The organism is Chromobacterium alkanivorans (assembly GCF_016937655.1).
In the GTDB taxonomy this organism is placed as follows: domain Bacteria; phylum Pseudomonadota; class Gammaproteobacteria; order Burkholderiales; family Chromobacteriaceae; genus Chromobacterium; species Chromobacterium alkanivorans.
The window spans coordinates 82,607-95,392 of sequence record NZ_JAFHKL010000004.1 but is presented as its reverse complement, the minus strand read 5'-3'; the positions used below and the strand labels follow the sequence as shown (position 1 = coordinate 95,392).

Below are 12,786 nucleotides of genomic sequence, written 5' to 3'. Positions count from 1 at the left end.
AATCCCCGGGGGCGGGGGTGAGCGACGTCAATTCCGCGGCGCTTTGCCATTTATATTTCTAATTTGAATAAATGATTAAATTTATAGTTCTTTAGGTTTTATGTGACTTGCTTATAGACTGGTTCGCAATCGCCAGGCAGTGGCGTTGACGGATGGCGGGATTCAGAGGCAAGGCATGATTGAAATAGAGAACTTATACAAGCATTACCGGGTGGACGGCCGCGACGTGCCGGCGCTGGACAATGTCAGCCTGCGAGTGGCCAAGGGCGAGGTGTTCGGCATCATCGGCCGCTCCGGCGCCGGCAAGAGCACGCTGGTGCGTTGCCTGAATCTGCTGGAGCGCCCGGACCGCGGCGCGGTGAGACTGGGCGACACCGATCTGACCGCTTTGGACGGCCGGCAATTGCAGCTGCGCCGCCAGCGCATCGGCATGGTGTTTCAGCACTTCAATCTGCTGAAGTCGCGCACCGTGGCCGCCAATGTGCGTTTTCCGCTGGAACTGGCCGGCGGCGTGTCCGCGGCCGATATGGACGCCCGCGTCGAGGAGCTGCTGGCCCTGGTGGGCCTGTCCGGCCACCGCGACAAATATCCGGCGCAGTTGTCCGGCGGCCAGAAGCAGCGCGTCGGCATCGCCCGCGCGCTGGCCAATCATCCGGAACTGTTGCTGTGCGACGAGGCGACCTCGGCGCTGGACCCGGAAACCACGGACGCCATCCTGGCCTTGCTGGCCGACATCAACCGCCAGCTGGGCCTGACCATTGTGCTGATCACCCACGAGATGCGCGTGATCCGCCAGCTATGCGATCAGGTGGCGGTGCTGGACCACGGCCGCGTGGTGGAGCAGGGGCCGGTGCTGGACGTGTTCCTGCATCCGCAGCACGAGGTGACCCGCGGCCTGCTGGCGGAAACCGGGCTGTATCAGGAAGAGGCGCGCCAGACCTGGCAGCAGCGCGTGGGCGCGCCGTTGATCAAGCTGACCTTCGTCGGCGATCCCACCTTGCAGCCGGTGCTGGACGTGGTGGGCAAGGAGGCGGGCGCCCGCTTCAATCTGGTCAGCGGCACGCTGTCCGAGATCAAGGGCACGCCGTTCGGCCAATTGGTGGCCGGCGTGATCGAGTCGGAGGCCCCGCTGGAGAGCCTGCCGGAATTATTCGCCCGTCAGGGCGTGCGTTGCGAGGTGCTGTGATGGAAGGTTTCGACTGGGCCCAATTACTGAGCATGGACTGGCTGGAAATCGGCCAGGCCACGCTGGACACCTTGACCATGCTGGGCGCTTCGCTGCTGTTCACCGTGCTGTTCGGCCTGCCGCTGGGCGTGGTGCTGTACGTCAGCTCGCCGGGCCAGTTGCTGGCGCGGCCGCGGCTGTACGCGACGCTGTCCTTCCTGGTCAATGTGTTCCGTTCCTTGCCCTTCGTGATTTTGCTGATCGTGATGATTCCGCTGACGCTGAAGCTGGTGGGCACTTCGATAGGCGTGGCCGGCGCGATTCCGCCGCTGGTGGCCGGCGCCTCGCCCTTTTTCGCCCGCTTGGTGGAAAACGTGCTGCGCGAGGTGGACCGCGGGGTGATAGAAGCCAGCCAGTCCATGGGCGCCAGCCTGAGCCAGATCGTGCGCCACGTGCTGCTGCCGGAAGCCTTGCCCGGACTGGTGGGCGCGGCGACGGTGACTACGGTGGCGCTGGTGTCCTACACCGCGATGTCCGGCGTCATCGGCGGCGGCGGCCTGGGGGATCTGGCGGTGCGTTACGGCTATCAGCGCTTCCAGACCGAGGTGATGGTGGTGACCGTGGTGTTGCTGCTGTTGCTGGTGCAATTGATCCAGAGTTTCGGCGACCGGCTGGTGCTGCGCTGTCAGCGCGGCTGAGCGCAGCGCGCATCGGCCGCCATCGGAAACTCGAACAGATTTGAATCCAAAACCTGTGTTGAATAGAGGAAAACGTATCATGAAAAAGAATATCGCTCGCTTCGCCTTTACCGCCGTGACCGCGCTGTGGGGCGCGCAGGCGCTGGCCGCCGATCCGGTGACCGTCACCGTGGCCGCGTCCCCGGTGCCGCACGCCGAGATCCTGGAAGCCTTGAAGCCGACCCTGGCCAAGCAAGGGGTCAAGCTGGAGGTGAAGGTGTTCAACGACTACGTGCAGCCCAATCTGCAAGTGTCGGAGAAGCGCCTGGACGCCAACTTCTTCCAGCACATCCCCTATCTGGACAAGTTCAACAAGGACCGCGGCACCAAGCTGGTGGTGGCCAGCAAGCCGGTGCACATCGAGCCGTTCGGCGCTTACTCCAGCAAGTTCAAGAAAGTGGCCGACCTGCCCAAGGGCGCGACCGTGGCCATTCCCAACGACCCGACCAACGCCGGCCGCGCCTTGCTGCTGCTGGATCAGGGCGGCGTGATCAAGCTGAAGGACCGCCACAATCTGTATCCGACGGTGAAGGACATCGCGGCCAACGCCAAGCAGGTGAAGATCAAGGAACTGGAAGCCGCCACCCTGCCGCGCGTGCTGCCGCAGGTGGACCTGGCGCTGATCAACGCCAACTACGCGCTGGAAGCCAAGCTCAATCCCAAGCGCGACGCGCTGTTCATCGAAACCACCTCGCCGTACGCCAACCTGCTGGTGGCGCGCGCCGACAACAAGGACAGCGCCGGCGTGAAGAAGCTGGCCGCCGCGCTGGCCAGCCCGGAAGCGCGCAAGTTCATCGAGAGCAAGTATCAGGGCGCGGTGATCCCGGCGTTCTGAGTCTCTTGTTGAGCCGCCCGGCATCTCTGGGTTTGAACGACAAAGCCCCGCTTCGCGGGGCTTTGTCTTGTCGGCGTCTTCAGCGCCGGCTCATGTCGCGGCGAGATCGGCCGGCCTCTCTCCGGTCAGGAAGTAGCGGATGGTTTCGCTGACGCTGCGCATCGCGTCGCCGAAGGGCAGCGGATCGGCGCCGCGGAAGAACAGGCCCTTGCCCACTTCGCCGCGGAAGGCTGCCGCCAGTTTGAGGTCGATGCAGAACTGGCCCATCTTGGCCACGCCGTCGCGCAAGCCGCAGGCGCTCAGGCAATTGAGGCTTTGGGTGCAGCGCGCCGGATCGGGCTTGGCATTGGCCTGCAGGATGGCTTCGCGCTTCAGATAGCTTTTCAGGAAGGGCGTCAGCACCCCGCGCGCCGGCAGGCCGGCCACGCTCATGAATTCGGCGATGTCTTCCGGCTTGGCCTCGGCCAGCGTGCGCTTGAAGTTGTCGTGGGCGTCGCCTTCGCGGGTGACGGCGAAGGCGGTGCCTATCTGCACCGCCGACGCGCCGAAGTCCTGGATGCAGGCCTTCATCTTCTCAAAGCTGTTGACGCCGCCGGCGACGATCAGCGGGATGCGCTCGCCCTCCAGCTGCAGGCTTTTGAACAGCTGGCGGCTGTCTTCCAGCACTTTTTGGAAGCTGAAGCGTTCGGCGTCCAGCTCGGCGAGGCTGGTCGCGCCCAAATGGCCGCCGGCGTGCTTGGGATGCTCGATGACGATGGCGTCCGGCAAGCGGCCTTTCTTCATCCAGCGCTTGAGCACGATGCCGATGCCGCGCGCCTCGGACAGGATGGGAATCAAGGCCACCTTGGGAAAGTCCGCGGTCATGTCCGGCAGGTCCAGCGGCAGGCCGGCGCCCATCACGACCGCTTCGGCGCCGGATTCGCAAGCCTGGCGCACATAGTCCGGGTAGGAGGCCACGGCCTTCATCACATTGACCGCCACCATGCCGCGGCCCTGGGCGTAGGTCAGCGCGCCCTTCACTTCGCGATCCAGCGCGATCAGGTTGAGGCGGTCCAGCTCGGCCTGGCCGCGCGCGTATCGCGACTGCTCGACCAGGTCGGCGTGCAAGTGGCGCAGATCGACGCTGGCCACGGTGCCCAGCGCGCCTTCGCGCGCGACGTGGCCGGCCAGGCTTTTGGCGGAGACGCCTATGCCCATGCCGCCCTGCACGATGGGCAGCAGGGCGCGTTGTCCTATTTGCAGGGGAGCGTAGAGCGGAATGTTTGTGGTCATTTAGCAACGATGCCGGTACGGATGAATAACTAGGCGATCTTAGGCGCGGCGGGATTGAGAGTCTTTGCTCTAGAGCAAAAAACTAAGGATGGCTCGCTTTTTAACGCGGGAAAAAGATCGATGCTTCAATGACTTGGGTATTTTTATGTCTTGCATAAGATAGTGCAAGCTTTTGATTTTAGTAAGGATATTTCTAAGGAGGTGGTTTTTGGTTTTCTGATTATGTTTATGTCATTTCATTTTGGTGAAAAATGGATTGCGTAGGCTTTTTTTTCATCAATCGCGAAAAAGGCCACGTCGCAAACTGCTAGCACATCTTTCAACTCCATTTCCTGGCCATTTGGTCAGATTTCGCTGTGGAAACCAGCACTTACATTGCCCCTGCGGTTAGAAAAATGGATTAGGAGATAGTTATGGCGCGTTTTTTTCCTATCGAGCTGGGCAATACGCTGATCAGTAGAGTGAACGGAATGGATAGGGAGACGGATTTGTTGAAATTCCGTCATCATGTTTTTCGCGAACAGCTGCATTGGGTGGCTCCAAGTCCAGATGGCTTGGACCGTGACGAATACGATGATTTTTCCGACAACCTTGCCGTCCAAGACAAATATGGCGTACTGGGGTCTGTGCGTCTGACCCATGGCACGCACCCTTTTATGATAGAGAGAGAATTTTCCCGATTATTGGCCTCGGGCGAGAAAATCATGAAGGGGGAGAGGACGGCGGAGATCACCCGCTTTGCGGTAGAAAAGCACATTTCTCCGCAGCAAATGAGGACGGTTGGACGTTTGCTCTATCTGAGCCTGTTGGAATGGTCGTTGCCGCGCGGCATCGAGCGCATGTATTTCGTGGTTGAACCGGTTTTTTACCGGCACATTGTTCGGATGGGGTTTCCGGTAGTGCCAGTGGGCGTGCCCATGCACTTGGACGGCGGCGTGCTATCCATGGCCGGCTATGTGGACTGGCCGCAGGCGGAACCCGAGTTTATTCTGGGGTTGCGGAAGGGCATTGAGGCGCCAAAGGAACGGGCTCGCGCTTGGCGGGAGTTTGAAGCGCAGCATGCCTCAATGCCGCATCTGATTTGACACGTTTGAGCTATGGGCCGCTGACGACAAGACCGGGAGGCGGCAACAGATGCATGCCGAGCACGATGGCATGGGTACGATTGTTGGCGTTCAGCTTGCGGATGACGTTGGCGACGTGGAATTTCACCGTGCGCTCGCTGATGTCCAGAATGGTGGCGATCTCCCAGTTGGTCTTGCCGCGGCTCATCCAGTGGAAAATATCGTATTCACGCTGGGACAAGGGCATGGAGCTGGGAGTTGCCGGCGGCAAATTCGCTACGCGCACCGCGGCCTGATGCAAGTGTGGAGTCAGGCAATCCAGCATGGCCACCAGATTGCTGTCGTTGATGGTTTCGCTGCCGCTCAGGGAGAAAATGCAACCCAGGTTGTTGCGTTGCGACACCGCGCTAAAGCTCAAACCGTCGCCTAAACCGACGGACGAGGCTTCCGCAATGAATTTCTTCTCATCCTTGCCCTTTGCTCGGCTGAACCTGTCATTCCACGAGACCGGGCCCTGGCCCAGGTGAATGCGCAGAATGGGATCGCATTGGGAGTAGTTTTCCTTCATGTACTGCTCGGTCCACTCAACCGGATCACTGACATTCACCACGCGTTCCAAGCGTTGGATCTGCTGTTGTTGGTTGACTCGACCCAAAGCCAGGACAATGTGCTCTGAAGGCGCCTGGCTGATGATGACGTCAAGGAAAGCCCTGAGCTCGGCTTCGGTTTCGATTTGTCCTGCAAGGTGAATCCATTCCAGCAACGTCCATTGCTGACTCGCGGACAAGCCGCTGGGCAGCGGCCGTGCTATCGCGGAATTTGAGATGACCATGAGCAAATCTTTCTTGATCTTGTGGTTTTACGCTGCTGGATAGTAGCCCACATGCAAAAGGCATGGGAAGCGCTAACTCCTTGTTCTGGTGCCAAGAACAGCGACTGTTGCATTCGTCGCCGACATTATAACAAATTGCCTGTCCAAAAATCCGTAAGTAGAAATAATTATATTGATCAATGACTTAATTGGTGCTATTTGACGGGGGGCAAACTAGGGGGGAAGTCGGGGCGTCATAAGGGAGACGCTTGGACAAGCCGGGAAAACTGGACCTTCTGTCAGTGTTCCCGATAACTGAAGCGCTGGAACAAAGGCGCGATCTCTTCTATCAGCTTCGGCGCCGGCCAGCCGGCGGGAGCCGGGAGCAAGGCGGCGGACGGCGGCGGGCGCAGCCGCTGCCAGTGGTAGTCGGCGACGCCCAGCGCGGCCAGCCGCCGCGCCAGCGCGGCCAGCTGCGCTTCGCTGTGCCAATGCGGATGTATGCTGCTGCGACATTCAAAATTGCTGTTGTTTTGCAACAGACAGTGCAGCGCCGCCTCGGCCTGCTCGCCGCTGCGGGGCAAGCCGGTCAGCGCCGGGTAGGCGCAAAAATCGGTCTTGATGTCCAGGCCGACCCAATCGAGCAGCGGCAGCGCCCGACGCAGGCGCTGCGGATAAGCGCCGCCGGTATGCAGGCCGGTGGCGAAGCCCAGCGCCCGGGTCTGCTCCAGCAGCGCCGGCAGCGCCGGCTCCTGCAACGGTTCGCCGCCGGAGAACACCACGCCGTCCAGCAGGCCGACCCGGCTTTGCAGCCAGCGCAGGGTGTCCGGCCAGCGGGTTTCGCCGCTTTGGCGCCGCAGCAGGTGCGGGTTGTGGCAATAGCCGCAACGCCAGGGGCAGCCGGCGAGAAAGACCACGGCGCACAGTTTGCCCGGCCAGTCGCAGCTGGAGAACGGGGTTAGCCCGCCGATGCGGGCCGCTGCGGGCTCAGCTGCCTGCGCGTTCACTGAAGCAGACCCGTTCGTCGAATTCGCCGCGCTTGCCGATATTGAAGGACTGCACCGGGCGGTGATAGCCCATCACGCGGGTCCAGACTTCGCAGCGGGTGCGCTGTTCGTCCTGGAGCGGAGCGGCGTCTTGGCCGGGGATGCGGGTGGGGGGAGTCATGAGCTTTCCTTTCTTGAGGGCTTATGAAGGCTGGCGCGCCAGCAGTTCCGCGTCGCAGCGCGGGCAGAATTCGTGGTGGCCGGACAGATAGCCGTGCTTGGGGCAGATCGAGAAGGTGGGCGTCACCGTGATGTAGGGCAGGCGGAAACGGGACAGCGCGCGCCGCACCAGTTCGCGGCAGGCGTCGGCGCTGCTGACCGCTTCGGTCATATAGAGATGCAGCACGGTGCCGCCGGTGTATTTGCGCTGCAGCAGTTCCTGGCGTTGCAGGGCCTCGAAGGGGTCGTCGGTGAAGCCCACCGGCAGCTGGCTGGAATTGGTGTAGTAAGGATGGGCGTCGCTGCCGGCTTGCAGGATGCCGGGGTAGCGTTTGCGGTCTTCCTTGGCGAAGCGGTAGGTGGTGCCTTCCGCCGGCGTCGCTTCCAGGTTGTACAGGTGGCCGGTGCTTTCCTGGAATTCGACCATGCGCTGGCGGATGTGGTCCAGGTAGTCGCAGGCCAGTTGGTGGCCTTCCTCGCTGGTGATGTCGATGCGGTCGGCGCTGTAATTGCGGATCATTTCATTGATGCCGTTGACGCCTATGGTGCTGAAGTGATTGCGCAGCGAGCCGAGGAAATGACGGGTGTAGGGATAGAGGCCGTCGTCTATCCGCGCCTGCACTTCGCTGCGTTTCTTCTCCAGCGCGTCGCGGGACAGTTCCAGCAGGCGGTCGGTTTCGGCCAGCAGCCCGGCGTAGTCGCCGGCGAAGCGGTGGCCCAGGCGCGCGCAGTTGACGGTGATGACGCCTACGGAGCCGGTTTGCTCGGCGCTGCCGAACAGGCCGTTGCCGCGCTTGAGCAGTTCCCGCAAGTCCAGTTGCAGCCGGCAGCACATACTGCGCACCATTTGCGGCTCCAGGTCGGAGTTCACGAAGTTCTGGAAGTAGGGCAGGCCGTATTTGGCGGTCATTTCGAACAAGAGGTCGGTGTTTTCGCCGTGCCAGTCGAAGTCGCGGGTGATGTTGTAGGTGGGGATGGGAAAGGTGAAGGAGCGGCCTTTGGCGTCGCCGGCCAGCATCACTTCGATATAGGCGCGGTTGATCATCGCCATTTCGCGCGCGCAGTCGCCGTAGCGGAACGGCATTTCCTCGCCGCCTATCACCGGGATCTGCTCGGCGACGTCGTCCGGGCAGGTCCAGTCGAAGGTCAGATTGGTGAACGGCGTCTGGGTGCCCCAGCGGCTGGGCACGTTGAGGTTGTAGATCAGTTCCTGAACGCACTGGCGCACCTCGGCGTAATCGAGTCCGTCTTTTTTGACGAAGGGCGCCAGATAGGTGTCGAAGGAGCTGAAGGCCTGGGCGCCGGCCCACTCGTTTTGCAGGGTGCCGAGGAAGTTGACGATCTGGCCGCAGGCGGAGGACAGGTGGCGCGGCGGCGCGGATTCCACCTTGCCGGGGATGCCGTTGAAGCCATTTTGCAACAGGGTGCGCAGCGACCAGCCGGCGCAATAGCCGGACAGCATGTCCAGGTCGTGGATGTGCAGGTCGCCCTGGCGGTGGGCGAGCGCCGCTTCCGGCGCCAGCACCCGCTCCAGCCAGTAATTGGCGGTGAGTTTGCCGGCGATGTTGAGAATCAGGCCGCCCAGGCTGTAGCCCTGATTGGCGTTGGCGTTGACCCGCCAGTCGGCCCGGTCCAGATATTCGTCGATCGCGGAGATGGCATCCACCATGGCGGTGGGCGCGGAGGCTGTGCTCATTTCTATATCTAGTGAAGTTATCGAATGAGCGCCACTATAAATTGTGTTTTATCGCTTGTGTGCCTGAGGTGGTGATAACTTGACGCGGATCAAGCGCGGCGCTTTTGGCGATGGCGGCGGCTGGGTTTTCAGGCGAAAACCTGGCCATTGGGAGCGCAATGTCGTGTTGTTTGCGACAGCGCATGACTTATGCTGGATTGGGGCCGGTGGCGGCGCTCAAGGGCGGCCTTGGCGCAGCGGCGGCATATTGTTGCCAACTTGATGCTGTTTCATTGAGTCTGTTGCAACAAACTCATGGCATTCAGACTGAATCAGGTGCATACTTGGATTGCATAGAAAATAGGGCAATGTATTTTCAACTAAGCTGTAAAACTATATGACAAAGTGCGCTCCGCGAGCGGTGCAGTGGGGAAGCTGCGGTCGGTTCTGTTCCTGGCGTGGATTTGTCCATGAAGATGCATTCACAACAATTTGCAAGTTCTTCTTTAATCATCAAAGGGTATGGTGTACCCTTTTTTAAAGAGATACTACTTAATAATGTTATCAGCATTGTCAAATCCAGGTCGTCCGTCCGGGCGTGAAGGGTAGGCGATGCCGAGCCTGGAACATCCCTGATTATGGACACCTTAAAAGCATTGATGGTCTTCATGACCACGGCGGAAAATGGCAGTTTCTCCGACGCCGCGCGCAAGCTGGGCGTATCGCCGGCCGCCATCAGCCAGAGCATCGCCCGGCTGGAGCAGGAACTGGAGGTTCGCCTGTTCAACCGCACCACGCGCCAATTGACGCTGACCGAGGACGGGCGCCGTTTCTACGCCCAGTGCCGCGGGCCGGTCAACAATCTGGATTCGGCGATCAATCAGCTGAAGGCCAGCCGCGACGAGCCGGCCGGCCATCTGCGGGTCAGCATGCCCAACTCCTTTGGCCGGCGCTTCATCCTGCCCATCATGGGCGAGTTTTGCGAGCGCTATCCCAAGGTGCGGGTCTTCTTCGGCCTGGACGATCATTTCAGCGATCTGATCGAGGACGGCTACGATGTGGGCGTGCGTTCCGGCATGATGCCGGACAGCCGCATGGTGGCGCGCAATCTGGCGCAGATGCCGTTGTACGTGGTGGCCTCGCCCGGCTATTGGGACTTGCACGGTCGCCCGAGCGCGCCGGAGGAGTTGAGCAACCACGATTGCATCAATTTCCAGTTCCCCACGTCCGGCCGTCTGTTCAAATGGGAGTTCGACCGCAAGGGCGAGCGCATCCCGCTGGAGGTCAACGGCACTTACACGCTGAACGAGATGGAGGCGGTGGCCGAACTGGCGCGGCTGGGCATGGGCGTGGCTCAGTTGCCGGGCCATGAGGTGGTGCATCTGATCCGTTCCGGCGAGCTGGAGCCGGTGCTGACCGATATGGTGTCGCTGGAGCGCTCGATCTACATCTGTTTCCCGCACCGCGACCACATCGCGCCGCGCACCCGGGTCTTCGTCGACTTCGTGGTGGAGAAATTGGCCGATCATCCGGACATCATGGCGGATCTGCCGGGCCTGGACCTGAGCGCCAAGCGCAAGGCGGCCCAGAAAAACGCCATCTGATCCCCGTTTCCGCCTGATCCCGAAGCCAGCCTCCGCGCTGGCTTTTTTCTTGTCCGTTCGCCGCCGCCAGCCATCCTTTCTCCCAGGTGTTGTTAAATATAATGAGCGCGTGTATTGTATTTTTATACCAATCATGAACGGACGCGCCGCGTTCGCTTCGCCTAGGAGACAGCCATGAACGCGCCGGCCAGACTGGAACATACGAGCTCTTACTACGCCGCATCGGCCCATCCGGCGCCGGAGCGCCCGCCCTTGCAAGGCGCTTTGCAGGTCGATGTCTGCGTGATCGGCGCCGGCTATACCGGCGTGTCCGCGGCGCTGCACCTGGCGGAGCGCGGTTATCAGGTGGCGGTGCTGGAGGCGGCGCGGGTGGGCTGGGGCGCGTCGGGCCGCAACGGCGGCCAGATCGTCAACAGCTACAGCCGCGACATGGACGTGATCGAGAGCCGGCACGGCAAGGCGGCGGCCGCGGCGCTGGGCGCGATGGCTTTCGAAGGCGGCCGCATCATCCGGGAGCGCATCGAGCAGTACGGCATCCAGTGCGATCTGAAAACCGGCAATGTGTTCGCCGCCTTCACTCAGAAGCAGCTGGACGAACTGGCGGCCAAGAAGCGCTTATGGGAGCGTTACGGCCATACCGGCCTGCACCTGGTGGACCGCGAGGGCATGCGCGGCATCGTGGCGTCGGATCAGTACGCCGGCGCCTTGCTGGACAACTGGGGCGGGCATATCCACCCCTTGAACCTGGCGCTGGGCGAGGCGGCGGCGCTGGAGTCGCTGGGCGGCCGGATTTTCGAGCAGACGGCGGCCTTGAAGATTCATCCGAGCGGCCGGGTGCGGGTGGAAACCGCTGGCGGCGAGGTCAGCTGCCGCTTTCTGGTGGTGGCCGGCAACGCTTATCTGGGGGAACTGCTGCCGTCGCTGGCGGAGAAGAGCCTGCCCTGCGGCACCCAGGTGGTGACCACCGAGCGTTTGCCGGAGGCCTTGGCCAAGAGCCTGTTGCCGGGCGATCACTGCGTCGAGGATTGCAATTTCCTGCTGGATTACTATCGGCTGACCGCCGACAACCGGCTGCTCTACGGCGGCGGCACCGTCTACGGCGCGCGCGATCCGGGCGAGGTGGAGCGGCTGATCCGTCCCAAGATGCTGAAAACCTTCCCGCAGCTGGAGGACTACAAGATCGAGTTCGGCTGGACCGGCAATTTCTCGCTGACCCTGTCGCGGCTGCCGCAGGCCGGGCGCATCGGCGACAATGTCTATTATTCGCAGGGCTGCAGCGGCCATGGCGTCACTTACACCCATCTGGCCGGGCGCTTGCTGGCGGAGGCCATCCACGGCGACAGCCGGCGCTTCGACCATTTCGCCAGCCTGCCGCATTATCCCTTCCCCGGCGGCCGCGCGTTCCGCGTGCCGATGCTGACCATGGGAGCGTGGTGGTACGGACTGCGGGACCGGCTGGGCTGGTGAGTTATTCGTCGGGGGCGAGGCGGCGTTCGCGGTTGGCGCTGCCGGCTTCGCCCACCACCCGGTTGCGCCCGGCGTTCTTCGCCGCGTACAGATACATGTCGGCGCGGTGCAACAGGGTTTCCGGCATGTCGTCCAGCGTCTGGGTGGCCACGCCTATGCTGGTGGTCAGGCGTTTCACCACCGGCAGTTCGGTCTGCGCCAGCCGCTGGCGGATGTCGTCGGCCAGCGCCAGCGCGCCGCTCTGCTCGGTCTCCGGGCAAATCACCAGGAATTCGTCGCCGCCCCAGCGCGCCACCGTGTCCAGTTGGCGCGCGCGCTTTTGCAGTAGCTGGCTGAAGGCGGCCAGCACCTGATCGCCGGCCAGGTGGCCGTAGTTGTCGTTGACGTCCTTGAAGTGGTCGATGTCCAGCAGCAGCACCGAAAACGGCCGCCGGGTGCGGTAGGAGCGCTCGGTTTCGCGTTCGAGTATGGTGTTGGCCTGGCGGCGGTTGGCCAGGCCGGTGACCGCGTCCTGGCCGGCGATGGTGTTGAGCTCTTGCAGCATGGCGTGGGATTCGCGGGCGCGGCGGTAGGCGAACAAGGCCAGCGACACGGCCAGGTTGACGCAGAGCAGCAGCGCCAGCGCCATGGTTTGCGCATTGCCGTCGTCGGGGCCTGTTCCCAGCGCGGAGAGCAGCTGGTAGCGTTGGGCCAGCCAGAGCAGCAGCAGGTTGGCCAGGAGCAGGATGGCCAAGTCGAGCAAGATCTGCCGCAGGCTGAACAGGCGTGGCTTCATGGGGCTTGGGCCGTTTCCGATGAGTGCAGGCCGCCGGGAGGCGGTTCGATTGCGTTTATTCTTTTCGGATTAGCCCAAACTCGGCCCGGCCACAAGGAGCGAGCGCCGGCGAGGCGCTCCAAAAGTCCGTCGAAGGCCAGCCGGGCCTCGGCTTGACCAGCGGTTTTCGCCTTGTC

The 12,786-nt window shown here is 62.2% G+C and carries 10 protein-coding genes and 2 pseudogenes; 7 read left to right on the top strand and 5 right to left on the bottom strand.

Annotation, left to right across the window (positions count from 1 at the left end):
* Positions 1–175: 175 nt before the first annotated feature.
* The 4 genes and pseudogenes from JW897_RS08450 to JW897_RS08440 form a co-directional block, all read left to right on the top strand.
* A pseudogene (locus JW897_RS08450) lies at positions 176–907 on the top strand (methionine ABC transporter ATP-binding protein); the annotation flags it as partial.
* Positions 884–1,186, top strand: a complete 303-nt coding sequence (locus JW897_RS24715; protein WP_338030562.1) for an NIL domain-containing protein — start codon at positions 884–886, stop codon at positions 1,184–1,186. The pseudogene JW897_RS08450 and the gene JW897_RS24715, both read left to right, overlap by 24 nt.
* Positions 1,186–1,863 carry a methionine ABC transporter permease gene (locus JW897_RS08445; protein WP_048413737.1) on the top strand — a complete coding sequence of 226 codons (678 nt, stop codon included), beginning with the start codon at positions 1,186–1,188 and terminating at the stop codon, positions 1,861–1,863. The genes JW897_RS24715 and JW897_RS08445 overlap by 1 nt, the downstream gene beginning before the upstream one ends.
* Positions 1,864–1,942: 79 nt before the next feature.
* Entirely contained in the window at positions 1,943–2,737 is a 795-nt protein-coding gene (locus JW897_RS08440; RefSeq protein ID WP_048413738.1) for a MetQ/NlpA family ABC transporter substrate-binding protein, read from the top strand.
* Positions 2,738–2,827: 90 nt separating this feature from the next.
* Here the strand turns inward: JW897_RS08440 and JW897_RS08435 are convergent, their stop codons facing one another.
* The gene (locus tag JW897_RS08435) at positions 2,828–4,009 is read right to left on the bottom strand and encodes an NAD(P)H-dependent flavin oxidoreductase (RefSeq protein WP_205465814.1); all 1,182 of its coding nucleotides are present in this window, start codon (positions 4,007–4,009) and stop codon (positions 2,828–2,830) included.
* Between the two features lie 413 nt (positions 4,010–4,422).
* On the opposite strand from JW897_RS08435, the gene JW897_RS08430 reads away from it, so the two are divergent.
* Complete coding sequence (locus JW897_RS08430) at positions 4,423–5,094, top strand: acyl-homoserine-lactone synthase (protein WP_205465813.1); 672 nt, start codon at positions 4,423–4,425, stop codon at positions 5,092–5,094.
* Positions 5,095–5,104: 10 nt separating this feature from the next.
* On the opposite strand, the gene JW897_RS08425 is transcribed toward JW897_RS08430, so the two are convergent.
* The 3 genes and pseudogenes from JW897_RS08425 to JW897_RS08410 form a co-directional block, all read right to left on the bottom strand.
* Positions 5,105–5,905 (bottom strand): helix-turn-helix transcriptional regulator, encoded by an 801-nt coding sequence (locus JW897_RS08425; protein ID WP_205465812.1) that lies wholly within the window; start codon positions 5,903–5,905, stop codon positions 5,105–5,107.
* Positions 5,906–6,183: 278 nt separating this feature from the next.
* On the bottom strand, positions 6,184–6,891 hold the full coding sequence (locus JW897_RS08420) for an anaerobic ribonucleoside-triphosphate reductase activating protein (protein WP_205465811.1): 708 nt from the start codon (positions 6,889–6,891) through the stop codon (positions 6,184–6,186).
* A pseudogene (locus JW897_RS08410) lies at positions 6,872–8,758 on the bottom strand (ribonucleoside triphosphate reductase). The gene JW897_RS08420 and the pseudogene JW897_RS08410 overlap by 20 nt, the downstream one beginning before the upstream one ends.
* Positions 8,759–9,402: 644 nt before the next feature.
* On the opposite strand from JW897_RS08410, the gene JW897_RS08405 reads away from it, so the two are divergent.
* A complete protein-coding gene (locus tag JW897_RS08405) occupies positions 9,403–10,368 on the top strand; it encodes a LysR family transcriptional regulator (RefSeq protein WP_048413744.1) in 966 nt (321 codons plus the stop codon).
* Positions 10,369–10,542: 174 nt separating this feature from the next.
* A complete protein-coding gene (locus tag JW897_RS08400) occupies positions 10,543–11,835 on the top strand; it encodes an NAD(P)/FAD-dependent oxidoreductase (protein ID WP_205465809.1) in 1,293 nt (430 codons plus the stop codon).
* Position 11,836: 1 nt separating this feature from the next.
* Here the strand turns inward: JW897_RS08400 and JW897_RS08395 are convergent, their stop codons facing one another.
* On the bottom strand, positions 11,837–12,610 hold the full coding sequence (locus tag JW897_RS08395; protein ID WP_205465808.1) for a GGDEF domain-containing protein: 774 nt from the start codon (positions 12,608–12,610) through the stop codon (positions 11,837–11,839).
* Positions 12,611–12,786: the final 176 nt, after the last annotated feature.